This window comes from Mycobacterium arosiense ATCC BAA-1401 = DSM 45069 (assembly GCF_002086125.1).
In the GTDB taxonomy this organism is placed as follows: domain Bacteria; phylum Actinomycetota; class Actinomycetes; order Mycobacteriales; family Mycobacteriaceae; genus Mycobacterium; species Mycobacterium arosiense.
Genome location: NZ_MVHG01000049.1, coordinates 14627 through 37255 on the forward strand (window position 1 = coordinate 14627; position 22629 = coordinate 37255).

Annotated in this window: 21 protein-coding genes, 1 tRNA gene and 1 other RNA gene; 10 read left to right on the forward strand and 13 right to left on the reverse strand. The window is 68.8% G+C overall.

Annotated elements, in window-relative coordinates:
• The first annotated feature begins 95 nt into the window (after positions 1–95).
• On the forward strand, positions 96–1640 hold the full coding sequence (locus tag BST14_RS17850) for a CYTH and CHAD domain-containing protein (protein ID WP_083065719.1): 1545 nt from the start codon (positions 96–98) through the stop codon (positions 1638–1640).
• Positions 1641–1645: 5 nt separating this feature from the next.
• On the opposite strand, the gene rnpB is transcribed toward BST14_RS17850, so the two are convergent.
• An RNA gene (gene rnpB / locus BST14_RS17855) (RNase P RNA component class A) lies at positions 1646–2047 on the reverse strand.
• A 77-nt stretch (positions 2048–2124) separates the two neighbouring features.
• On the opposite strand from rnpB, the gene BST14_RS17860 reads away from it, so the two are divergent.
• The gene (locus BST14_RS17860) at positions 2125–2835 is read left to right on the forward strand and encodes a 2OG-Fe(II) oxygenase (protein WP_083065742.1); all 711 of its coding nucleotides are present in this window, start codon (positions 2125–2127) and stop codon (positions 2833–2835) included.
• Between the two features lie 5 nt (positions 2836–2840).
• Here BST14_RS17860 and BST14_RS17865 read toward each other — a convergent pair whose 3' ends face one another.
• On the reverse strand, positions 2841–3473 hold the full coding sequence (locus tag BST14_RS17865; protein ID WP_083065720.1) for a class I SAM-dependent methyltransferase: 633 nt from the start codon (positions 3471–3473) through the stop codon (positions 2841–2843).
• Between the two features lie 47 nt (positions 3474–3520).
• Here BST14_RS17865 and BST14_RS17870 point away from each other — a divergent pair, with 47 nt between their 5' ends.
• Complete coding sequence (locus BST14_RS17870) at positions 3521–4096, forward strand: helix-turn-helix domain-containing protein (protein ID WP_083065721.1); 576 nt, start codon at positions 3521–3523, stop codon at positions 4094–4096.
• Positions 4097–4190: 94 nt separating this feature from the next.
• Positions 4191–6143 (forward strand): aconitate hydratase, encoded by a 1953-nt coding sequence (locus BST14_RS17875; RefSeq protein ID WP_083065722.1) that lies wholly within the window; start codon positions 4191–4193, stop codon positions 6141–6143.
• 3 nt (positions 6144–6146) lie between these two features.
• Here BST14_RS17875 and BST14_RS17880 read toward each other — a convergent pair whose 3' ends face one another.
• From BST14_RS17880 to cobC, 4 genes are read right to left on the reverse strand one after another with little or no spacing between them, the layout of a single operon-like run.
• Positions 6147–7253 carry a bifunctional RNase H/acid phosphatase gene (locus tag BST14_RS17880; RefSeq protein WP_083065723.1) on the reverse strand — a complete coding sequence of 369 codons (1107 nt, stop codon included), beginning with the start codon at positions 7251–7253 and terminating at the stop codon, positions 6147–6149.
• A complete protein-coding gene (locus BST14_RS17885) occupies positions 7250–7987 on the reverse strand; it encodes a zinc ribbon domain-containing protein (protein WP_083065724.1) in 738 nt (245 codons plus the stop codon). The genes BST14_RS17880 and BST14_RS17885 overlap by 4 nt, the downstream gene beginning before the upstream one ends.
• Positions 7984–9123, reverse strand: coding sequence for a Nif3-like dinuclear metal center hexameric protein (locus tag BST14_RS17890; RefSeq protein ID WP_083065725.1), 1140 nt, complete (start codon positions 9121–9123; stop codon positions 7984–7986). Before BST14_RS17890 ends, BST14_RS17885 begins: the two co-directional genes overlap by 4 nt.
• Positions 9120–10166 carry an Rv2231c family histidinol phosphate aminotransferase CobC gene (cobC, locus tag BST14_RS17895; protein WP_083065726.1) on the reverse strand — a complete coding sequence of 349 codons (1047 nt, stop codon included), beginning with the start codon at positions 10164–10166 and terminating at the stop codon, positions 9120–9122. Before cobC ends, BST14_RS17890 begins: the two co-directional genes overlap by 4 nt.
• A gap of 81 nt (positions 10167–10247) precedes the next feature.
• Between cobC and BST14_RS17900 the strand changes: the two genes are divergently transcribed.
• The 3 genes from BST14_RS17900 to BST14_RS17910 are packed head-to-tail and all read left to right on the forward strand — an operon-like array spanning position 10248 to position 12278.
• Complete coding sequence (locus BST14_RS17900; protein WP_211280750.1) at positions 10248–10949, forward strand: HAD-IA family hydrolase; 702 nt, start codon at positions 10248–10250, stop codon at positions 10947–10949.
• A complete protein-coding gene (locus BST14_RS17905; protein ID WP_083065727.1) occupies positions 10942–11439 on the forward strand; it encodes a low molecular weight protein-tyrosine-phosphatase in 498 nt (165 codons plus the stop codon). The genes BST14_RS17900 and BST14_RS17905 overlap by 8 nt, the downstream gene beginning before the upstream one ends.
• Positions 11439–12278: an SURF1 family cytochrome oxidase biogenesis protein gene (locus tag BST14_RS17910; protein ID WP_083065728.1), complete on the forward strand. Its 840-nt coding sequence runs from the start codon at positions 11439–11441 to the stop codon at positions 12276–12278. Before BST14_RS17905 ends, BST14_RS17910 begins: the two co-directional genes overlap by 1 nt.
• Here BST14_RS17910 and BST14_RS17915 read toward each other — a convergent pair.
• On the reverse strand, positions 12260–13216 hold the full coding sequence (locus BST14_RS17915) for a cobalamin biosynthesis protein (protein WP_083065729.1): 957 nt from the start codon (positions 13214–13216) through the stop codon (positions 12260–12262). The genes BST14_RS17910 and BST14_RS17915 overlap by 19 nt on opposite strands.
• Positions 13217–13298: 82 nt before the next feature.
• On the opposite strand from BST14_RS17915, the gene BST14_RS17920 reads away from it, so the two are divergent.
• Positions 13299–13694 carry a VOC family protein gene (locus BST14_RS17920; protein WP_083065730.1) on the forward strand — a complete coding sequence of 132 codons (396 nt, stop codon included), beginning with the start codon at positions 13299–13301 and terminating at the stop codon, positions 13692–13694.
• 5 nt (positions 13695–13699) lie between these two features.
• Here BST14_RS17920 and BST14_RS17925 read toward each other — a convergent pair whose 3' ends face one another.
• The 6 genes from BST14_RS17925 to BST14_RS17950 all read right to left on the reverse strand — a co-directional run bounded on the left by BST14_RS17925 (position 13700) and on the right by BST14_RS17950 (position 18145).
• Complete coding sequence (locus BST14_RS17925; protein WP_083065731.1) at positions 13700–14818, reverse strand: epoxide hydrolase family protein; 1119 nt, start codon at positions 14816–14818, stop codon at positions 13700–13702.
• 105 nt (positions 14819–14923) lie between these two features.
• Positions 14924–15694 (reverse strand): DUF732 domain-containing protein, encoded by a 771-nt coding sequence (locus BST14_RS17930; protein ID WP_083065732.1) that lies wholly within the window; start codon positions 15692–15694, stop codon positions 14924–14926.
• Positions 15695–16464: 770 nt separating this feature from the next.
• A tRNA-Val gene (locus BST14_RS17935) sits at positions 16465–16536 on the reverse strand.
• Positions 16537–16580: 44 nt separating this feature from the next.
• Positions 16581–17051 carry a peroxiredoxin gene (locus BST14_RS17940; RefSeq protein ID WP_083065733.1) on the reverse strand — a complete coding sequence of 157 codons (471 nt, stop codon included), beginning with the start codon at positions 17049–17051 and terminating at the stop codon, positions 16581–16583.
• Positions 17051–17473: a DUF3052 domain-containing protein gene (locus tag BST14_RS17945; protein WP_083065734.1), complete on the reverse strand. Its 423-nt coding sequence runs from the start codon at positions 17471–17473 to the stop codon at positions 17051–17053. Before BST14_RS17945 ends, BST14_RS17940 begins: the two co-directional genes overlap by 1 nt.
• 84 nt (positions 17474–17557) lie before the next feature.
• Positions 17558–18145 carry an Rv2240c family protein gene (locus tag BST14_RS17950; protein WP_083065735.1) on the reverse strand — a complete coding sequence of 196 codons (588 nt, stop codon included), beginning with the start codon at positions 18143–18145 and terminating at the stop codon, positions 17558–17560.
• Positions 18146–18330: 185 nt separating this feature from the next.
• Here BST14_RS17950 and aceE point away from each other — a divergent pair, with 185 nt between their 5' ends.
• Together aceE and BST14_RS17960 are read left to right on the forward strand one after the other, a co-directional pair.
• Positions 18331–21120: a pyruvate dehydrogenase (acetyl-transferring), homodimeric type gene (gene aceE, locus BST14_RS17955; protein WP_083065736.1), complete on the forward strand. Its 2790-nt coding sequence runs from the start codon at positions 18331–18333 to the stop codon at positions 21118–21120.
• Between the two features lie 187 nt (positions 21121–21307).
• Positions 21308–22629, forward strand: a 1322-nt coding sequence (locus BST14_RS17960) for a PucR family transcriptional regulator (RefSeq protein WP_245845494.1), incomplete at its 3' end; no start/stop codon positions are given.

The window sequence follows — 22629 nt, forward strand, 5'->3', positions numbered from 1 at the left end:
TCGGTATGGCAGGCTATGGGTGCTCAATTCCCACCGTCCACCAGTTCACGGGTGCCGCGCCCTGCGCGCCCGCCCGGCCCCCAGTGGAGCCCCAGATGCCTGCAAAAGCGCCACAAGCCTCGCGTCATCTCGAGGTCGAGCGCAAGTTCGACGTGGTCGAGTCCACCGTGTCGCCCTCGTTCGAAGGGATCGCCGCGGTCGCCCGCGTCGAGACGTCGCCGATGCAAACCCTGGATGCGACGTACTTCGACACGCCCCTACACGACTTGGCGCGCAACAAGATAACTTTGCGCCGCCGCACCGGTGGCACCGATGCGGGGTGGCACCTGAAGCTGCCCGCCGGACCCGACGCCCGCACCGAGGTGCGCGCACCGCTGGACGCCTCGGGCGCCGACGGCGCAGTTCCCAACGAGCTGACCGACGTGGTATTGGCGATCGTCCGCGACCGTCCGCTGCAGCCGGTCGCGCGCATCACCACCCGCCGCGAAACCCAGGTACTGTACGATGCCGCGGGCACCGCGCTGGCCGAATTCAGCAACGACCATGTCACCGCATGGTCGATGGGCGACTCCGAGGACACCGACGCACCGACCGAGCAGGAATGGCGCGAGTGGGAGTTGGAGCTCGCCGAGGACAGTGGGCTGTCCGGCGGCACGGCCGGCGTCGAGTTGCTGAACCGGTTGAGTAATCGACTGCTGGATGCCGGCGCCGCCCCGGCTGGGCACGGCTCCAAGCTGGCGCGGGTGCTCGGCACCACGCCGGTGCCCGACGGCGCTGCGCCGCCGGAAGATCCGCTGCAGCGCGCGATCGCCGAGCAGGTTCGCGAGCTCCTGGTGTGGGATCGCGCGGTGCGCGCCGACGCCTACGACGCCATTCACCAGATGCGGGTGACCACCCGCAAGTTGCGCAGCCTGCTGCGGGACTATCAGGAGTCGTTCGGGCCGCCGGACGACGGCTGGGTGCTCGACGAGTTGCGTGAGCTCGCCGGGATCCTGGGTGTGGCGCGCGACGCCGAGGTGCTCGCCGAGCGGTACGAACGCGACTTGGACTCACTCGCACCGGAATTGGTGCGTGGGCCGGTGCGCGAACGTCTGGTCGGCGGTGCCCGGCGGCGCTACCAGACCGGGCTGCGACGGTCATTGATCGCGATGCGCTCGCAGCGATACTTCCGCCTGCTCGACTCCCTCGAGCTGATAGCGGCCGCGGTCCCCGGTGCCGCCACGACCGAGGCGCCGGCCCCGGTAACCATCGATGCCGCGTACAAGAAGGTCCGTAAGGCCCAGAAGGCGGCCGCCCAGGTCGACCACGAGCACCCCGACGACCAACACCTGCGCGACGAGGCGCTCCATCGAATCCGCAAGCGCGCCAAGAGACTTCGTTACACCGCCTCGGCGACCGGAGCCGCCGGGGTGTCCGAACAGGCCAAGGCGGTCCAGTCGCTGCTCGGCGATCATCAAGACAGCGTCGTCAGCCGTGAGCATCTGCGTCAGGAGGCCGAAACCGCGCACGCCGCCGGCGAGGACACGTTCACCTACGGGCTGTTGTATCAGCGGGAGGCCGACTTGGCCGATCGGTGCCGCGACGAACTCGACGACACGCTGCGCAAACTCGCCAAGGCGGTGCACAAGGCGGGGCATTAAGAAGGCGGACGAGTTGGCCTGTAAGCCGGATTCTGTTCCGCGCCGCCACGCGTAAGCAATGGCGACGCGGCGGCGACCATCCATCTGGACACACCGTCACCGGGTGCCTCGAGCGGCCTACCCGCAGGCTCGGGCGAGCAACCCTCGAACGCCTGCGCGGCCACACCTTTCGGTGCGGCCTTCTTGGCCTTGCTTCGGGTGGGGTTTGCCGAGCCACCCCGGTCACCCGGGATGCTGGTGCGCTCTTACCGCACCGTTTCACCCTTACCACCGCGTGGGTGGCGGTCTCTTTTCTGTGGCACTTTCCCGCGAGTCACCTCGGATTGCCGTTAGCAATCACCCTGCTCTGTGAAGTCCGGACTTTCCTCGAACCGCTTGCGACGGCCCGCGGCCGCCCGGCCAACTCGTCCGCGACGAACCACGGTACTACCTGCGGCAGGCCGGGGCCAGCAACCATGGCTCGCGCCGCTCTATCGTGGAGCTGATGGACCGGTGGGCGAAGCGGGTCGACTCCGGCGATTGGCATGCCATTGCCGCGGAGGTCGACGAATACGGCGGGGCGCTGCTGCCGCGGCTGATCACACCCGCCGAGGCCGCCCGGCTGCGCAAGCTCTACGCGGACGACGACCTGTTCAGGTCGACCATCGACATGGCGCCCAAACGCTATGGCGCCGGGCAATACCGCTATTTTCACGCGCCCTACCCGGAACCGATCGAAGCGCTCAAGCAGGCGCTCTATCCCCGGCTGCTGCCGATAGCGCGCGGTTGGTGGGGCAAGCTGGGCCGCGACGCGCCGTGGCCGGACGGCCTCGACGACTGGCTGGCGGCCTGCCACGCCGCCGGCCAGCGCAGGTCCACCGCCCTGATGCTCAAATACGGTGCGGGCGACTGGAACGCGTTGCACCGAGATTTGTACGGTGATTTGGTGTTCCCGCTCCAGGTCGTCATCAACCTCAGCGACCCCGACACCGACTACACCGGCGGCGAATTCCTGCTCGTCGAACAACGCCTGCGGGCCCAATCACGCGGCATGGCAACGCAATTGCCGCAGGGACACGGGTATGCGTTCACCACCCGGGAACGGCCGGTGCCCTCGGCCCGAGGTTGGTCCGCGGCGCCGGTGCGCCACGGCGTCTCGGTGGTGCGCTCCGGCGAGCGCTATGCGATGGGGTTGATCTTTCACGACGCGGCGTAACGGGTTTACCCGGTTCGTCGCAGAACCATCACGTTGTCGGCCATCGCCACGACCTCCCCGTTGGGGCCTACCATTTCGCGCCCGACGGCCTCCGTCCGCAGCCTCGTCCATTGGGACGGGTCCAGGCGCAGCGACGCGAGGACCTCCTCGATGCAAGCGAAATGGTGATCGTGGTGTTCCGCCCAGGGCGGGGGCGCACCGTGGTCGACGATCAACAGCACACCGCCGCGATTCACCCGCTCGGCCGCCCGCCGCAGCACCCCGTCGCGCTCCAGTCGAGCCGGGGAGTGCAGATACTGCGCGGACACCAGATCGAAGGTCCCGTCGGGAAAGCTCTCGTTGAGATCATGGCGCACAAAGTCGATGCGCGACAGCACATTCCGAGCCGACGCCGCCTCGGTCGCGCGCTGCAGCGCGACGGCCGAGACGTCGACGGCCACCACCTGCCAGCCGCGCTCGGCCAGCCACAGCGCGTCGGCCCCTTCCCCGCAGCCCAGGTCGAGGGCGCGGCCCACCGGCAGGTCCGCGGCCACCTCGGCCAGCCGGGGATTGACCCGTCCGCTCCACACCCGCTCCGCCGAGCGGTACCGCTCCTCCCAAAACTGCACGGCATCATCAGCTTTGCACGAATTCTCCATACAAGTGAGCTTGCCTACGTTACGCTGGTTTGCCAAGCTGGTTTGCCATGCAGGCAAAAACCATCCCCGACATCGACCTCCTGGTGCGCCGGCGGCTGCGGGAACTGCGGGCGCAACGCGGCCTGACGCTGCAGGAGGTGGGCGAGCGGGCCGGGATCGACGTCTCGACGCTCAGCCGCCTCGAATCGGGCAAACGCCGGCTGGCATTGGATCACCTGCCACGGCTGGCCCGGGCCCTGTCGGTCAGCACCGACGAACTGTTGCAGGCGCCACCCGCTCCCGACCCGCGGGTGCGCGGCACCGCGCGCACCCACCACGGCGTGACCTATTGGCCGCTGACCCGACAGGGGCCCGCCGGCGGCCTGCACGCGTTCAAGGTCCGGGTCAGCGCGCGGCGCCGCAACCCGCCGGCCGACCTGCCGGTGCACGAGGGCCAGGACTGGATGTATGTGCTTTCCGGGCGGATGCGGCTAATTCTGGGCGATCGCGACTTCACCATCGACCCCGGTCAAGCCGTCGAGTTCTCGACGTGGACGCCGCACTGGTTCGGTGTGGTGGACGGCCCGGTGGAGGCCATCGTCATCTTCGGCCCGCACGGCGAGCGGCTTCACCTGCACAGTTGACCCGAACAGGGACCGCCCGCTGAATGTCGGGCCGGGGACATAAGTCGAGCTGTTGGATCGCGCTAAAACCAGCCGCCCCGGGGTAACCCCGGGTATGGCCATGAATGTCGCGCACAAGCTGATCAGCTCGCATCTGGAGTCCGGGGAGATGTCCCCGGGACAAGAGATCGCCATCCGCATCGATCAGACGCTGACCCAAGATGCGACCGGCACGCTGGTGATGCAGGAACTCGAGGCGCTCGGGCTCGATCGCGCCCGCACCGAGGTGAGCGTGCAGTACGTCGACCACAACCTCCTGCAGGGCGACGAGAAGAACGCCGAGGACCACGAATACCTGCGCACCGCGGCGCAACGCTTCGGCCTGTGGTTCTCCAAACCGGGCAACGGAGTCTCGCACCCGACCCACATGCAGCGCTTCGGCATTCCCGGCAAGACGATGGTGGGCTCCGACTCCCACACGCCGGCAGCCGGATCGCTGGGCATGCTCGCGATCGGCGTCGGCGGTCTCGAGGTGGCACTCGCGATAACCGGGCGACCATTGCACATCCGCATGCCCGAGGTGTGGGGCGTGCGCCTCGAAGGTCAACTGCCCCAGTGGTGTTCGGCCAAAGACGTGATCCTGGAGATGCTGCGCCGCCACGACGTCAAGGGCGGCGTGAACCGGATCATCGAATATCACGGTCCCGGCGTGACGACGCTGACGGCCATGGACCGCCACGTGATCGCCAACATGGGCGCCGAACTGGGCGCCACCACGACGGTGTTTCCCTCCGACGAGGCCGTACGCGAATTCCTGCGCGCCGAGGGACGCGAGGACGACTGGACGGAATTGCTGGCCGACGACGGCGCGGGCTATGACGTCGAGGACACCATCGACCTGTCGCAGATCGAGCCCCTGATCGCCAAACCGTCGTCGCCGGGCAACGTGGTACCGGTACGCGAGGTGGCCGGCGAGGAGATCGCGCAGGCGGTGATCGGTTCCAGCGCCAACCCCGGTCTGCGCGATTTCGCGATCGCGGCCGCGATGGTGGCGGGCCGCCAGACGGCGCCGCAGGTCAGCTTCGACATTAACCCGACGTCGCGCGAGATCCTGGCCGACCTGACCAAGATGGGCGCCACCCTGGATCTGGTGGTGGCGGGTGCGCGCATCCACCAGGCGGGTTGCCTGGGATGCATCGGGATGGGCCAGGCTCCCGCCGTCGGTCGCAACTCGCTGCGCACGATGCCCCGCAACTTCCCCGGCCGGTCCGGCACCAAGGAGGATTCGGTCTGGCTGTGCTCGCCCGAGACCGCCGCGGCATCGGCGCTGACCGGCGTGATCACCGATCCGCGGGACTGGGCCAAACAGGAGCAGATGGCGTATCCGAAATTCGATCTGCCCGAGCGCAGCTCCATCAACACCGCAATGCTGGTGCCCCCGTTGGACGCCGAGGAGGCGCACGGTGTCGAACCCGTGAAGGGTCCCAACATCTCCAGCCTGCCGGAGTTGTCGCCGCTACCCGACGAAATCGAGGCGCCGGTGTTGCTCAAGGTCGGCGACAACATCTCCACCGACGAGATTTCACCCGCCGGGGTGGAGGCGCTTCCGCTTCGGTCCAACATCCCGAAGCTCGCAATGTTCAGCTTCACCCGGGTCGACGAGTCCTACCCGGAGCGGGCTGAACAGGCCGGCGAGAGTGGGCACCTCATCGTCGCCGGGGAAAACTACGGCCAGGGCTCCTCACGCGAGCACGCCGCGATCGCACCGCGCTACCTCGGGCTGCGTGTGGTCATCGCGAAGTCCTTCGCGCGCATCCACTGGCAGAACCTGGCCAACTACGGAATTTTGGCGCTCGAGTTCGAAAATCCCGACGACTACGACTCGATCGACCAGGACGACACCCTCCGGATCAAAAATCTGCACGCGCTGGACGAAGAGGATGCCCTGCAGGTCGACAACGTCAGCAAGGATTCGTCATTCGGTGTGCGGCATCGACTCTCGCCACGACAGGTCAAGGACGTGTTGGCCGGCGGCTTGATCCCGCGGCTCAACCAGGAGCAAGAGTGAGGTCTACAGATACGCCGTCTGGTTGACCAGACGCACCGAAGACGCTCCGTCGGAATAGAATTCGGCGATGCTCAACGACGCGAGGTCGAGGTGCAACCGGTACAGGACGCCGGGCCCGGCGTCCAGCGCCTCGCGCAGCAGCATCTTGATGGGCGTCACGTGCGACACCACGAGCACCGTCGTACCGTGCTGGGCGGCGACGATGCGGTCACGAGCCCTCGAGACCCGTTCGGCCACCGTGTCGAAACTCTCCCCGCCCGGCGGCGCGGTGCCGGTGTCGCGCAGCCAGCGGCCGTGCAGCTCGGGGTCGCGCTCGGCCGCCTGGGCGAACGTCAGCCCCTCCCAGGCCCCGAAGTCGGTCTCGATCAAATCGTCGTCGACGGTAACGTCCAACCCCAGCGCCTTGGCGGCGGCGGCCGCGGTGTCGTAGGCCCGTTGCAGCGGGGAGGCGAACACCGCCGAGATGCCGCCGCGCTGCGCCAGGTAGCGCGCCGCGGCGTCGGCCTGCCGTCGCCCCAGCTCGGTCAGTGCCGGGTTGCCGCGGCCGGAATAGCGGCGGTGCACCGATAATTCGGTTTGCCCGTGTCGCAGCAACAGCAGCCGGGTCGGGGTGCCGCGCGCGCCGGTCCAGCCGGGCGCCGACGGGGACGGCGCCGACTCGACCGGTTCAGGCTTCGGCGCCGGCTCGGGCGTTTCCGTCACAGCCTCGGCCGCGGCGTCCATCGCCTCGTTGGCCAACCGATCGGCGTGCGTGTTGCGCTCCCGGGGAATCCACGAGTAGCTGATCCGCGCGAACCGCGCCGCGCGGCTTCGGGCCTGGTTGTGCAGCGCAATCAGGTCAGGGTGCTTGACCTTCCACCGCCCGCACATCTGTTCCACCAGCAGCTTGGAATCCAGATACACCGCGGCCTCGGTGGCGCCCAGGCTCAGGGCGTCGTCCAAACCGGCTATCAGACCGCGGTATTCGGCAACGTTGTTCGTCGCCCGGCCGATGGCCTGCTTGGCCTCCGACAGCACCGTCGTGCGGTCCTGGTTCCACACCACCGCGCCGTATCCGGCCGGTCCGGGGTTGCCGCGCGATCCGCCGTCGGCCTCGATGACGACCTTCACTGATCGAAACCCTTCACCCGCAGCAGGATCGCGCCGCATTCGGGGCAGCGCACCACATCGTCCTCGGCGGCTGCCGAGATGCGGGACAGCTCGCCGCGGTCGATCTCGAGCCGGCAGGCCCCGCACCGCCGCCCCAGCAGCTGCCCGGCGCCCGGGCCTCCCCCGGCACGCTGACGTTCGTACAGGGCGGACAGGGCGGGATCCAGTGCGGCGCTCAGCGACTCGCGCCGCGAGGATCCAAGCTCGCGGGCCTGGTTGATTTCGGCGACCGCGGCGTCGAGGGCCTCACGCGCACTAGCCATTTCGGCCTCCAGTGACGCCAGCGTCTGCTGCTCGCCGTCAAGCTGGGATTGCAGCTCCTCGCGACGTTCCATCACCTCCAGCAGCGAGTCCTCCAGGCTGGTTTGACGACGCTGCAAGGTCTCCAGCTCGTGCTGGAGATCCGACAGTTGCTTGGCGTCGATCGCGCCCGACTGCAGCAGCGAACGGTCGCGGTCTTCGCGCTGGCGCACCGCGTCGATCTCCGCCTCGAGCCGCGACACGTGGGCGTCGATATCTTCCACGGCGATCCGCACGGCGGCCAGCCGGTCGCCGGCGGCCTCGTATTCGGCCCGCAAGCGCTCGCAGGCTTGCTGCTCTGGAAGATGCGTGGCCCGGTGCGTGATGCGGGCCAGATCGGCATCGAGCTTCGACAACTCTAATAGCGAACGCTGCTGTGCCACATCGGCTTTCACGAACTCTCACCCCCGGACTGGCGCTCGACGTTCCAAGGGTCGGTGCGAATCGAGCTCACCCGCACCGCAAGCTCCGCACCGAAACGCGATCGCAGCAGGCCGGCGGCCTGTTCGCACCATGGGAATTCACTTGCCCAATGTGCCACATCGATCAGAGCCACCTCGGAGGCCCGGCGGTGCTCGTCGGCCGGGTGGTGCCGCAGATCGGCCGTCACGTAGGCCTGCACGCCGGCGCCGGCCGCGGCGGCAAGCAGCGAATCCCCGGCGCCGCCGCACACGGCGACCCGCGACACCGGCAGGTCGGCGTCCCCCGCCGCCCGCACCCCCCAGGAGGTGCGCGGCAGCGCCGCACTCACGCGGGAGACGAAGTCGCGCAACGGTTCCGGGCGCGCCAGCGTCGCGATGCGGCCCAGCCCGGTGTCGCCCGGCGGTGGCACCAGCGCGAAGATGTCGAACGCGGGCTCCTCGTAGGGATGGGCTGCCCGCATCGCCGCCAGCACCGCGCCCCGGGAACGAGCGGGCGCGACCACCTCGAACCGGTCCTCGGCCACCCGCTCGACGTTGCCCACGCTGCCCACCGCCGGTGTTGCGCCTTCGTGCGGCAGGAACTGCCCGATGCCGCTGACGCTCCAACTGCAGTGCGAGTAGTCACCGATATGGCCGGCCCCCGCCGCAAACACCGCCTCCCGCACCGCATCCGCGTGCTCGCCGGGCACGTAGACCACCCACTTGTCGAGGTCGGGTACGGCCGCCGTGGGCTCGAGCACGGCCACGACGTCGAGGCCCAGGGCCGCGGCCAGCGCGTCGGACACCCCCGGACGGGCGGAGTCGGCGTTGGTGTGGGCGGTGAACAGCGACCGCCCGGTCCGGATCAGCCGGTGCACCAGAGCGCCCTTGGGGGTGCTGGCCGCCACGGTGTCCACGCCGCGCAACAGCAGGGGGTGATGGGCCAGCAGCAGGCTGGCGTCGGGAACTTCGTCGACGACCTCCGGCGTGGCGTCGACCGCGACGGTCACCGACCGCAGCTCGTCGTCGGGGTCCCCGCACACCAGTCCCACCGAATCCCAGGGCTCGGCGAGCCGCGGCGGGTAGGCCTCATCGAGCACCGCGATGACGTCGGCCAGCTTCACGCTCACCGCTGCCCCCCAAGGTGTCCCGTCGTTTCGGAGATGGCTTGCACAAGCTGCGGCCACTCGCGGCGCACCGCGGCGCGCAGGTACCGGTCGTCCAGGCCGACGAACGTATCACAGCGGCGAACGGCAATTCCCCTGCCAAGCAGATCTTTTCGCAACTGGGGCCCGTGGGGTGTGCGGAACAACACGAAGGGCGCCTGACCGTCGACCACCTCGGCGCCCACCGACGCCAGGCCGGCCACCATCTCGGCGCGCACCCGGGCCAACCGCGCCGCCCCGGCCGCCGCCTCGGCGACCGCCCGCCGGTCGCAACACTGCGCGATGGCCGTCAGTTGCAGCGTTCCCACCGGCCAGTGCGCGCGCTGTGCGGTCAGCCGCGCCAATACCTCCGGGGAACCCAGCGCGTAGCCCACCCGCAGCCCGGCCAGCGCCCAGGTCTTGGTCAAACTTCGCAGCACCAGCACGTCGGGCAACGCGTCACCGGCCAGCGATTGCGGCTCACCGGGGATCGAGTCCGCGAACGCCTCGTCGACCACCAGGATCCGACCGGGCCGGCGCAACGCCAGCAGCTGTGTCCGGGTGTGCAGCACCGAGGTCGGGTTGGTCGGATTCCCCACCACGACAAGGTCCGCGTCGTCCGGGACGGTCGCGCCGGCCAGGCCGAACGGCGGCTCGAGCACCGCGTGGTGCACCGGCACCCCGGCCGCGGTCAGCGCGACGGCCGGCTCGGTGAACGCCGGGGCGATGATCGCCGCCCGCTGCGGGCGCAGGTTGCCCAGCAGGGCGAACGCCTCGGCCACCCCGGCCAGCGGCAGCACCTCGTCGCGGGCCCGGCCGTGTCGTTGCGCGGCCGCGTCCTGCGCCCGGTGCACGTCCTCGCGGCTCGGATACCGCGCCAGGTCGGGCAGCCGCTCGGCCAGCCGGCGCAGCAGCCACCGCGGCGGTTCGCCGTGCCGGACGTTGACGGCGAAATCGAGCATCCCGGGCGCGACGGCCTGATCGCCGTGATAGCGCGCCGCAGGCGGGCTCAGGTTCAGACTCGCCATCCGTGAAACACTAGTGGGCCGTCCGGGCCGCGCGGAGCGACACCGTCACACCCGGCCGCACCCATCGAGGACAATGGTGAGGTGACAGGCACAACGTCAGCCGATCGCCAGGCCCCCGGCGGCGCCACCCGCTCGCGCGCGGCGCAGCTGGTGATCTTCGATCTCGACGGCACGCTGACCGACTCCGCGGAGGGCATCGTCGCCAGCTTCCTGCATGCGCTCGACCACATCGGCGCCCCCGTGCCGCCCGGCGACCTCGTCGCGCAGATCGTCGGGCCGCCGATGGACGACACCTTCCGCGCCATGGAGCTCGGCGACGACGCCGAGGAGGCGATCGCCGCCTTTCGCGCCGAGTACGGCGCCCGCGGCTGGGCCATGAACGCGCTCTTCGACGGGATCGAGGCGCTGCTGGCGGACCTGCGGGCCGCCGGCGTCCGGCTGGCCGTGGCCACCTCCAAGCTGGAACCGACGGCCCGGCGCATCCTCGCCCATTTCCGGCTCGACCAGCATTTCGAGGTCATCGCCGGGGCGAGTCCCGACGGCGCGCGCAAGGCCAAGGTCGAGGTGCTGGCGCACGCCCTGACCCAGCTCGAACCGCTGCCCGAGCGGGTGCTGATGGTCGGCGACCGCAGCCACGACGTGCACGGCGCGGCCGCGCACGGCATCGACACCGTGGTGGTCGGCTGGGGCTACGGCAAGGCCGACTTCGCGGACGCGTCGCCCACGGTCGGCGTGACGCACGCCTCGACGATCGACGAACTACGGAGGGCGCTGGGTGTCTGAGCGTGAACCGCTGCACGTGACGTTCGTGTGCACCGGCAACATCTGCCGTTCGGTGATGGCCGAGAAGATGTTCGCCGACCAGCTGCGGCGGCGCGGCCTGTCCGACGCGGTGCGGGTGACCAGTGCCGGTACCGGCAACTGGCATGTCGGCGAATGCGCCGACGAGCGCGCCGCCGACGTGCTGCGCACCCACGGCTACGCATGCGAGCACCGCGCCACCCAGGTCGACGCCGAGCACCTGGGTGCCGACCTGCTGGTGGCCCTCGACCGCAACCACGCCCGGATGCTGCGGCACCTGGGCGCCGACGACGACCGCGTCCGGATGCTGCGGTCCTTCGATCCGCGCACCGGGGCGCACACCCCCGACGTCGACGACCCCTACTACGGCGACGCGAAAGACTTCGAACGCGTCTACACCGTCATCGAGGCCGCGCTGCCGGGCCTGCACGACTGGGTCGATGAACGGCTCGCGCAGAACGGATCGCCTTGATGCGCCGGTTGTCCTTTTTCCTGCGTCCGGGCTGGATAGCGCTGGCGGTGGTGGTCGTCGCCTTCGCGTACCTGTGCTTCACGGTGCTCGCACCCTGGCAGCTGGGTAAGCACAGCAGGACCTCGCGGGAGAACCACCAGATCGAATCCTCGCTGAACACCGCGCCCGTACCACTGAAAACCCTGCTGCCGCAGCAGAATTCGGCCGCCACCGGCGCGCAGTGGCGCCAGGTCACCGCCACCGGGCACTACCTGCCCGACGTACAGGTGCTGGCCCGCCTGCGGGTGATCGACTCGAAGCCGGCATTCGAGGTGCTGGCGCCGTTCGTCGTCGACGGCGGGCCCACCGTGCTGGTAAACCGCGGCTACGTGCGGCCGCTAGAGGGGTCTCACGTCCCGCCGATCCCGCGCCCGCCCGCCGAGCCGGTGACCATCACGGCGCGGTTGCGCAACTCCGAGCCCGCCGCGGCGAACAAGGATCCGTTCGTGGGAGACGGTGTGCGGCAGGTGTATTCGATTGACACCGAGCAGATCGCGGTGCTGACCAAGGTGCCGCTCGCCGGGTCCTACCTGCAATTGATCGACGGTCAGCCCGGCGGGCTCGGCGTGGTCGGCGTGCCTGCGCTCGACGCCGGCCCGTTCCTGTCCTACGGCATCCAGTGGATCGCGTTCGGCATCCTGGCCCCGATCGGGTTGGGCTACTTCGCCTACTCCGAGATCCGGGCCCGCCGCCAGGAGAAGCTACAACGGCCCGCACCCGCCGCCGAGGCGGCGCCCGCGCCGGACGCGCCGCAAACGGTGGAGGCCAAACTCGCCGACCGCTACGGCCGCCGGCGGTAACCCGTCACGCACAGCGCCAGCCCGGCCAGCACCGCCGCGCCCGCCTGCACCAGTGACGACAGCGTCACCGCGCGCCGCAGGTCGGTCACCGTCGGCTCCCGGCCGTCGCCGAGTGTGGGCCGGATCTGCAGCCCGTGGCGGTATTGCGTGGGACCGCCCAGGCGCACGCCCAGCGCCCCCGCGAAGGCCGCCTCGACGACACCGGCGTTGGGGCTCGGATGACGGCCGGCATCACGGCGCCAGGCCCGGGCCGCGCCGGCCGGCGATCCACCCACCAGCGGCGCCAACAGCACCGCCAGCGACGCGGTCCCCCGCGCGGCGACATAATTGGCCATGTCATCCAATTTGGCTGCGGCCCAACCGAATCGGAGATAGCGCGGCGAGCGGTACCCCACCATCGAGTCCAGGGTGTTGATGCCGCGATACGCCAGCACCGCGGGCACGCCACCGGCCGCCGCGCACAGCAGCGGCGCCACCTGGGCGTCGGAGGTGTTCTCGGCGATCGATTCCAGCGACGCGCGGGTCAGGCCCGCGACGTCCAGCGACGCCGGATCACGCCCACACAGCGACGGCAGCAGCCGCCGCGCTGCCTCGACGTCGCCGCGTTCCAGCAGCTCCGACATTTGCAGGCCGGTGCGCGCCAACGAGGTTCCCCCCAGCGACACCCAGGTGGCCGCGGCGATCGCCGCGATCGACCACCCCCGGCCGCGGCGCCCGGCGGCGCGTTGTGCCGCCAGGCCGAGCAGGCCCACCGCCGGAATCAGCGCGCCGACGTGGACCGCGCCGGCAAGCCGGCTGTCGCGGTAGGTCACGCTTTCCAGCGCCGCCGCGGCCTGGCCGAACAGCGCGACCGGGTGACCCCGTCGCGGATCGCCCAGCGCGCGGTCGGCCAGGTAGCCGATCGCCGCGCCCGCGATCCGGGTCTGCGTCGCAACCACCCCGGCAGCGTACCGGCGCTATCTGCGGCACAGGCGAACTCGGGCGTGGCAAGGCCGGCAATGCGGACTAGCGTGTCGAGTCATGACGTTTCCAGCGCTCAACCATGTCGCGGTCACGGTGCGCGACATCGCGGTCAGCGGCCCGTGGTATCGCAGCCTGCTCGGCGCCGACCCGATCCTCGATGAGCACACTGACGCCGGCTTTCACCATCAGGTGTGGATGCTTGACGGCGGCACCGTATTCGGCATTCATCAGCACGACCGCCCGGCGCCCGACGAACAGTTCAGTGAACATCGCGTCGGGCTCGACCACGTCGGCTTCGGGTGCGCCAGCCGGGCCGAGCTGCAGAATTGGGTCACCCGGCTGGGCGAACTGGGCATCGAGCACGGCGGCATCGTGGACGCGCCCTACGGCTCCGGATTGAGTTTCCGCGACCCCGACGGCATCGCCCTGGAGTTCTTCGCCCCACCCGGCTGAGCGGTTCAGCGCACCGTCGCGAAGAACGCGCGCAGGTCCTCGACGAACAGCTCCGGTTGTTCGAACGCCGCGAAGTGTCCGCCGCGCGGCATGTCCGTCCAGTGGGTGATGTGGTAGGCCGGCTCGCACCAGCTGCGCGGCGCCTTAAGCAGTTCCCCGGGGAAAGCCGCTATGCCCGTGGGCAATTCGACGCGGTCGCCGCCACCCCACGCCGCGAAGCTCTCCCAGTACAGGCGGGCCGAGGACGCGGCGGTGTTGGTCACCCAATAGACCATCACGTTGTCCAGCAGCTCGTCGCGGCTGAGCGCGTTCTCGGGATGCCCGTCGCAATCGGCCCAGTCCCAGAACTTCTCGACGATCCAGGCCAGCTGCCCGACGGGCGAATCGGCCAGGCCGTAGCCCAGCGTTTGCGGCCGGGTGGACTGTTGTTTGGAGTAGCCGGTGCCCCACTTGCGGTGATTGGCCAACGCGGCCAGCGCGCGTTGCTCCTCCTCGGTCGGGTTCGTCAGCGAGTCCTCGGTGGGCCGGCCGATCGGCATGTTCAGGTGGATGGCCGCGCAGTGGCCGACATTGCGGCCGATCTGCGTGGTGACCGCGGCGCCCCAGTCGCCGCCCTGGGCGCCGTAGCGGTCGTAGCCGACGCGCAGCATCAGCGTTTCCCAGGCCTGCGCAATCCTTTCCACGCCCCAGCCCGTCCCGGTGGGTTTGCCCGAGAACCCGTAGCCGGGCAGCGACGGACACACGACGTGGAAGGCGTCCTGGGCGCGGCCGGACGCGGGATTGGTCAACGGCTCGATCACCTTGTGGAATTCCACAATTGAGCCGGGCCAGCCGTGGGTGATCACCAGCGGGAAGGCGGCCTCGTGCGGGGATCGCTGGTGAATGAAATGGATGTCGAGACCGTCGATCTCGGTGGTGAACTGATCGAAGCGGTTGAGTGCGGCCTCCCGCGATCGCCAGTCGTAGTCGTTGGCCCAGTAGTCGGCCAGTTCGCGGGTGTAGGCCAGCGGCATGCCCTGGCTCCAGTCGTCCACGCATTCGGCTTCGGGCCAACGCGTGCGGGCCAGCCGCGAGCGCAGATCGTCGAGAACGTCGTCGGGAACGTCGATGCGGAACGGTTTCACGCGTTCATAGTGCCCCCGGCTGGGAAGGGGCTCGTGGACACCCCCGCGTACGCGCGTCCTCGGAGCCGCCAAGTTGCGGACACTTCCGCTCGCGCGGCCGCTGCCTCAGGGTGCCAGCCTGACAAAGCCCGGGGCCATGGGTGGTGCCGCCGGTGGCGGTGGTGGCGGGGGCGGTGCCGACTGCGGCGGTGCAGGCGGAAGCTGCTCCGGCGCAGGTGCCGGCTGTTCTGGAGGAGCAGGCGCGGGGCGTTGCGGTACAGGCGCCGACTGTTGGGGCCGTGGCGCCGACTGTTGCGGTCGAGGCGGTGCCGCGATCGGCTGAGGCGGCGTTCGCAGGTGCGCCGCTGGCGGCGGTGGCGGTGACGGGATCTCCGGCGGGATCGGCTGAATGATCTCTCCAGAGGGAATCACGTTGTGCGCTAGTACGACCCGCGGCTGCGCCTTGCCCGAGAACGATGCGGGATCAGTCACCAGGGACGCTAGCTTGCCCCGATCGTACGGGCAGTAGGCATTCACTGACGCCCTGACGAATCGAGCCTCGGTGCGCGCGAGGCGCCCGGGGGCGTAGTTGCGCTCGGTCGGGTCCTGGCTGTACGCAAACTGCACCATCGCGTCCACGACTTGGCTCGCCGAGAAGCCGGCATCCACTGCGCGACAGACCTTGTGGGCCGTGTCGACGAGATATGGAACACCTTCGAGGGCGGGAATGCCTTCTTGGTCGAGAAATGCGAGAAATTGGTCGTCTTGGTTCGGGTCGGCCGCCGCTGCTCCGCCGCGCAGAATTGCAGCGCCGGTGAGCACCAGGACGGCGGTAACCAGAGTGCCGAAGTGGCCGTGGCTGGTGACGCCGGTGGACCTGGTGATGCCGGTAAACATGTCAGTACCTTCGTTCTGCTTAGGCCCGTCGTCTGACGGACATCGGATATTCATCTACGCCACACAGGTGGGTAGCTACGGGGCTAGCGCGGCCTCAACGAACGGCCGACGTGGATATGAGCCGCGTCAGCGGCAGCGTGGACATGCGTTTCGCCCACGTTCGGCGCCGGCGACTTTGCGAAGTCCTGGAGAAAGATTGCGCGGTCGCGGTCCAAGGATTCAGTCACCGCGATATTCCGGGGGCGCGCGTCGCGGGCCGGATAACCTGAGATGCCGGGCGTAGATCCTGCCCATTCCGGTGCATCTCGGTAGCCGCGGGATAGCGTGTCCAGCAAATGTTTCGCCGCTGGCCAACGGCATGCTATTAGCGTACCGCTAGGCCCGCGACATGGATCATGGACGTATCCTGGGTTCTTGCTGGGTGTTGACTGTTATTTCCCTAGCGAAGCGCAATCGATGTGCGAAATTTGCGTCGGCAATGCGGCATTGATACGTCATCGATCGGCCGGTTGTGCCGCGCGAACGGGCCGCCGGTCATTAGATGTCGGCGTCGCGGCGGTTTCGCGCCAACCTTGAAATCGTCCGACCCGATCCGACTATCGAACATGGCACGGCGTCGATGCTGCGACGCAAAGGTCGTCCGTTGATTTCCGCAAACTTCGACACGCTTTCATCGCTCGAATCCGACGCCCCGGGCCATATCGCTTCCGGTTCGCGCATGACGTCGCGGCGAGGAGCTCCCGGCGAGCCACCCCGGCCCGCGAAAACGGTGGGCGCGGACGGTATCGAACCGCCGACCGCTGGTGTGTAAAACCAGAGCTCTACCACTGAGCTACGCGCCCGTTGCTGCGGGCAGGCTACCCGCCCGAGGACGAAGTCCCCAAAATCAGGCCCCCTCAGCCCGCAAAGCCGCCAGGGCGTCAATCCAGAGCCGCTGGTCGCGCGACTCGCCGGGCTCTTTCATCTCGGCGAAGCGGATGATCCCGGAGCGGTCGACCACGAACGTCCCGCGGTTCGAGTAGCCGGCGTCCTCGTTGAACACGCCGTAGCTCTGGCTGACCGCGCCGTGTGGCCAGAAGTCCGACAGCACCGGAAAGGTGAAGCCGCTGTCCAGCGACCAGACCCGGTGGGTGGGCGGCGGGCCCACCGAGATGGCCAACGTTGCGCTGTCGTCGTTTTCGAAATCGGGCAGGTGGTCACGCAACTGGTCCAGCTCACCCTGGCATATCCCGGTGAAAGCGAGCGGGAAGAACACCAGCAGCACGTTCTTGGCGTTCCGGTAGGAGCTCAGCGTGACTCGTTGCTGGTTCTGGTCGCGCAAAGTGAAATCCGGGGCGGGGGTGCCGACGGACAGCATCAACGCTTCCCGGCCCGGGATTTGGGCTGTACCAACCGGCTGGCGCTCCAGTCGCCCAGGTTCACCGACGACGTCGGCATCAAACCGGCGGTGGGTGCGGCCTCTGCGATTTCGGCCGGCAGCACGTGCCCCGGCTTGCCGGTCTTGGGTGTCAGCACCCAGATCACGCCGTCTTCTGCCAGCGGGGTGATCGCGTCCATCAGGGTGTCCACCAGGTCGCCGTCACCGTCTCGCCACCACAGCAGGACGACGTCAACTACCTCGTCGGTGTCCTCATCGAGTAGCTCACTGCCGCAGGCTTCCTCGACCGCGGCGCGGATCTCGTCATCGGTGTCTTCGTCCCAGCCCCACTCCTGGACAACATGGTCGGGTTGGATGCCCAGTTTGCGAGCGTAGCTCGGGGCGTGATCCGCCGCGACCACCGTGGAGCCTCCTTCAACGTCCGAGCGCTTTGTGATTCGGGATTATCGTCGCACAGCCAGAACTCGGTCCATACTTCCGCATCATCAGGTTGCCAAGCACAGTTTTACCGCGTTCTTTTTCGTGTCGTTGAGTTGATCGACCCGCCTGTTGAATTCCGACGTTCCCGCGTGCGTGCCAATGGCGTTGGCCACGGCGCGGGCGGCGTCGACATAGGCGTTGAATGCGTCCTTGATCTGCTGGGACATCGCGTCGTTGAAGCTGTTGGCGACCGTGGTGGCGCTGTCGTTGAGGGCGTCGATGGCCGGGCCTTCGGTCGGCCCGGTGCCGCCACCCGAGTTGAACGCCTTGACGAATTCGTTGGTCTTGTCGATCGCGTTCTTGCTGGTGGTGATCAGCGTGGCGCAGGCGGTACGCACCGCCTTGGTGGTCAGCGACTGCTGCCGCTGGGATTCGCGGACGCTCGACGTCGCCGACGAAGCGGACACCGACGCCGAGACCGACTGGCGGTAGGCCGGAGCCACCTTGGTGTCGGGCGTTGCCGTGCCGTTGGTGACGGAGGTGCATCCCACGATGCCCATCAGCGCCACGGCCAGACAGCCGACCGCCAAGGCCCACCGCCGGGGGAAGTCCCCCACCTGCGTCTGAGGAACGGCACGCCACCGGATGAGCACAAGCCTGACGTTACCGGGTGGGGTTGTGCACCCGCCCCATACACGCCGAGTCGATGTTCGCCGACGCAGGCTCGGCCGGCTAACCGATGTCGGCTATCCGCGCGCGACGCCGGTGCGGCACGATGGTGGGCAGGGTGCGACCCACCCGTTACGGCACACATTCCGCCAACAACAGGAGTAGTGCGTTGACAACTGAGTTCGTGCGCCACGATCTGGCGACAAACCCCAACGGCGCAAGCGAACCCGACCGCGTTCGGGTGATCCGCGAGGGGGTGGCCTCCTACCTTCCCGACATCGATCCCGAAGAGACGTCGGAGTGGCTGGAGTCCTTCGATGAACTGCTGGAGCGCTCCGGCCCGTCGCGGGCGCGTTATCTGATGCTGCGATTGCTGGAACGGGCCGGCGAGCAACGAGTCGCCATCCCGTCGCTGACCTCCACCGACTACGTCAACACCATCCCGACGGAGCTGGAGCCGTGGTTCCCGGGCGACGAGGACGTCGAGCGGCGCTACCGCGCGTGGATCCGGTGGAACGCCGCCATCATGGTGCACCGCGCTCAGCGCCCGGGAGTCGGTGTGGGCGGCCACATTTCGACCTACGCCTCGTCCGCGGCGCTCTACGAGGTCGGCTTCAACCACTTCTTCCGCGGCAAATCGCACCCCGGCGGCGGCGACCAGGTGTTCATCCAGGGCCACGCATCCCCGGGCATCTATGCGCGCGCATTCCTGGAGGGCCGGCTCACCGCCGACCGGATGGACGGCTTCCGGCAGGAGCACAGCCACGCCGGCGGCGGGCTGCCGTCCTATCCGCACCCGCGGCTGATGCCCGACTTCTGGGAATTCCCCACGGTGTCGATGGGCCTGGGCCCGATCAACGCCATCTACCAGGCGCGGTTCAACCACTACCTGCACGACCGCGGCATCAAGGACACCTCCGATCAGCACGTCTGGTGCTTTTTGGGTGACGGCGAGATGGACGAGCCCGAGAGCCGCGGTCTGGCGCACGTCGCGGCGCTGGAGGGCCTGGACAACCTGACATTCGTCGTCAACTGCAACCTGCAGCGCCTGGACGGCCCGGTGCGCGGCAACGGCAAGATCATCCAGGAGCTGGAATCGTTCTTCCGCGGCGCCGGCTGGAACGTCATCAAGGTGGTTTGGGGCCGCGAATGGGACGCTTTGCTGCACGCCGACCGCGACGGCGCGCTGGTCAACCTGATGAACACCACCCCCGACGGGGATTACCAGACGTACAAGGCCAACGACGGCGCCTACGTGCGCGACCACTTCTTCGGGCGGGACCCGCGCACCAAGGCGCTCGTGGAGCACATGAGCGATTCCCAAATCTGGAACCTCAAGCGCGGTGGCCACGACTACCGCAAGGTCTACGCCGCCTACCGCGCCGCCGTCGACCACAAGGGTCAGCCCACGGTGATTTTGGCCAAGACCATCAAGGGCTACTCGCTGGGCGCGCACTTCCAGGGCCGCAACGCCACGCACCAGATGAAAAAGCTTGCGCTGCAGGATCTTAAGGACTTCCGCGACGCGATCCGGATTCCGATCACCGACGCGCAGCTGGAAGAGGATCCCTACCTGCCGCCCTACTACCATCCCGGCCCGGACGCCCCAGAGATCCGCTACATGCTCGACCGCCGGCGCACCCTCGGCGGCTTCCTGCCCGAGCGCCGCACCAAATCCAAGGCGTTGCGGCTGCCCGGCCGCGACATCTACGCCGCGCTGAAGAAGGGATCGGGCACCCAGGAGGTCGCCACCACCATGGCGACCGTGCGCACCTTCAAGGAAGTGTTGCGGGACAAGGAGATTGGCCCGCGGATCGTGCCGATCATTCCCGACGAGGCGCGCACCTTCGGCATGGACTCGTGGTTCCCGTCGCTGAAGATCTACAACCGCCTCGGCCAGCTCTACACCGCCGTGGACGCCGAGCTGATGCTGGCGTACAAGGAAAGCGAAGTCGGGCACATCCTGCACGAGGGCATCAACGAGGCCGGGTCGGTGGGGTCGTTCATCGCGGCGGGCACGTCGTATGCCACGCACAACGAGCCGATGATCCCGATCTACATCTTCTATTCGATGTTCGGCTTCCAGCGCACCGGCGACGGATTGTGGGCCGCCGCAGACCAAATGGCGCGGGGGTTTTTGCTCGGCGCCACCGCGGGGCGCACCACGCTGACCGGCGAAGGGCTGCAGCACGCCGACGGCCACTCGTTGCTGCTGGCCAGCACCAACCCGGCGGTGGTCGCTTACGACCCGGCATTCGCCTACGAAATCGCCTACATCGTGGAAAGCGGGCTGGCGCGGATGTTCGGGGAGAACCCCGAGGACATCTATTTCTACCTGACCATCTACAACGAACCGTACGTGCAGCCGCCCGAGCCGGAGAACTTCGATCCCGAGGGCGTGTTGCGGGGCCTCTACCGCTATCACGTCGCCACCGAACAGCGGGCCAACAAGGCGCAGATCCTGGCGTCGGGGGTGGCGATGCCGTCGGCGCTGAAGGCCGCCGAGCTGTTGGCCGCGGAGTGGGACGTCGCCGCCGACGTGTGGTCGGTGACCAGCTGGAGCGAGCTGAACCGCGACGGCGTGGCCGTCGACCGGGCGAGGCTGCGGCACCCGGACCGGCCGGCCGGTGTCCCCTATGTCACCCAGGCCCTGTCGAACGTCAGCGGTCCGGTGGTCGCCGTCTCGGACTGGATGCGCGCCGTCCCCGAGCAGATCCGACCCTGGGTCCCGGGCACCTTCGTCACCCTGGGCACCGACGGGTTCGGCTTCTCCGACACGCGGCCGGCGGCGCGGCGGTACTTCAACACCGACGCCGAATCGCAGGTGGTCGCGGTGCTCGAGGCGCTGGCACGCGACGGGGAGATCGACCCTTCGGTGCCGGTCGCGGCCGCCCGCCAGTACAAGATCGACGACGTGCAGGCCGCCCCGGAGCAGACGTCCGACCCCGGGGTGGCCTAACCCCACACTTCACCTCGGGCTCGCCGACGAGTGTGCGCCCAGCCGCACAGTGGTCGTCGAGCGTGCCGCTGGCCGCACGTTCGACGGCCGACGCGCGGCGACCAATGGCCCACGCCTTGAGGCGTTCTTAAGAACGCCACGCGGCGCTTTGGCGGAAACTTCCAGAAAAGTCACGTAGGTTTTAGGGGTGAATGACAACCCCTTCGCCGGCCCGTTCGCCAAACAGCCCCGCTCGCCGCTGGAAATGCTGGACACGGTGCCGGAGTCCGTACTGCGGCGGCTGAAGCAGTACTCCGGCCGGCTGGCCACCGAGGCGGTTTCGGTCATGCAGGATCGGCTGCCGTTCTTCGGCGAGCTGGAGGCGTCGCAGCGGGCCAGCATGGCGCTGGTGGTGCAGACGGCCATCAACAACTTTGCCGAGTGGATGCAAGACCCACACAGCAACGTCAGCCACACCGCGCAGGCCTTCGAGCTGGTGCCCCAGGATCTCGCCCGCCGCATCGCGTTGCGCCACAGCGTCGACATGGCGCGCGTGACCATGGACTTCTTCGAGGAGGTCGTCCCGCTGCTGGCCCGCTCCGAAGACCAGCTGACCGCGCTGACCGTGGGCATCCTGAAGTACAGCCGTGATCTGGCATTCACCGCCGCCACCGCCTACGCGAACGCGGCCGAAGCGCGCGGGACCTGGGACAGCCGTATGGAGGCCAGCGTGGTCGACGCGGTGGTGCGCGGCGACACCGGCCCCGAGCTGCTGTCCCGCGCCGCGGCGCTGAACTGGGACACCACCGCCCCGGCGACCGTCGTGGTCGGCACCCCGGCCCCCGGGCGCGACGGGTCGACGGGCCCCGACGACAGCGAGCGGGCGAGTCAGCATGTCCGCGATATCGCCGCGCAGCACGGGCGCGCGGCCCTTACCGACGTTCACGGCACCTGGCTGGTCGCGATCGTCTCCGGCCAACTGTCACCAACCGACAAATTCCTGGGCGATCTACTAAAGGCGTTCGCCGACGGCCCCGTGGTGGTCGGACCCACCGCGCCGATGCTCACAGCGGCCTATCACAGCGCCAGTGAGGCGATATCCGGCATGAACGCCGTCGGAGGCTGGCGCGGAGCGCCGCGTCCGGTGCCGGCGCGCGAACTGCTGCCCGAACGGGCCCTGATGGGCGATGCGTCGGCGATCGTGGCGCTGCACACCGACGTGATGGGCCCGTTGGCCGACGCGGGTCCGACACTGATCGAGACTCTTGACGCTTACTTAGATTGTGGCGGCGCGATTGAGGCCTGTGCCAGAAAGTTGTTCGTTCATCCAAACACCGTGCGCTACCGACTCAAGCGGATCACCGACTTCACCGGCCGCGATCCCATGCAGCCCCGTGATGCGTATGTGCTGCGAGTGGCGGCGACGGTCGGCCAGCTCAACTACCCCCCCCCCCCCCCCCCCGCCCCCCCAAAACCGCTGGCCCCCGGTGCCCGGGCGGGGAAAAGGGGCCCGGGGGGGGCATTTGGGGG

Excerpts from the sequence above, each read along its gene's own strand:
- BST14_RS17870 (WP_083065721.1), top strand. The coding sequence starts at position 3,521 with ATGCAGGCAAAAACCATCCCCGACATCGACCTCCTGGTGCGCCGGCGG.
- BST14_RS17940 (WP_083065733.1), bottom strand. The coding sequence starts at position 17,051 with ATGCTGTCCGTCGGCACCCCCGCCCCGGATTTCACTTTGCGCGACCAG.
- BST14_RS17910 (WP_083065728.1), top strand. The coding sequence starts at position 11,439 with ATGCGCCGGTTGTCCTTTTTCCTGCGTCCGGGCTGGATAGCGCTGGCG.
- BST14_RS17865 (WP_083065720.1), bottom strand. The coding sequence starts at position 3,473 with ATGGAGAATTCGTGCAAAGCTGATGATGCCGTGCAGTTTTGGGAGGAG.
- BST14_RS17920 (WP_083065730.1), top strand. The coding sequence starts at position 13,299 with ATGACGTTTCCAGCGCTCAACCATGTCGCGGTCACGGTGCGCGACATC.
- BST14_RS17860 (WP_083065742.1), top strand. The coding sequence starts at position 2,125 with ATGGACCGGTGGGCGAAGCGGGTCGACTCCGGCGATTGGCATGCCATT.
- BST14_RS17875 (WP_083065722.1), top strand. The coding sequence starts at position 4,191 with ATGGCCATGAATGTCGCGCACAAGCTGATCAGCTCGCATCTGGAGTCC.
- BST14_RS17850 (WP_083065719.1), top strand. The coding sequence starts at position 96 with ATGCCTGCAAAAGCGCCACAAGCCTCGCGTCATCTCGAGGTCGAGCGC.
- BST14_RS17930 (WP_083065732.1), bottom strand. The coding sequence starts at position 15,694 with ATGTTTACCGGCATCACCAGGTCCACCGGCGTCACCAGCCACGGCCAC.
- cobC (WP_083065726.1), bottom strand. The coding sequence starts at position 10,166 with ATGGCGAGTCTGAACCTGAGCCCGCCTGCGGCGCGCTATCACGGCGAT.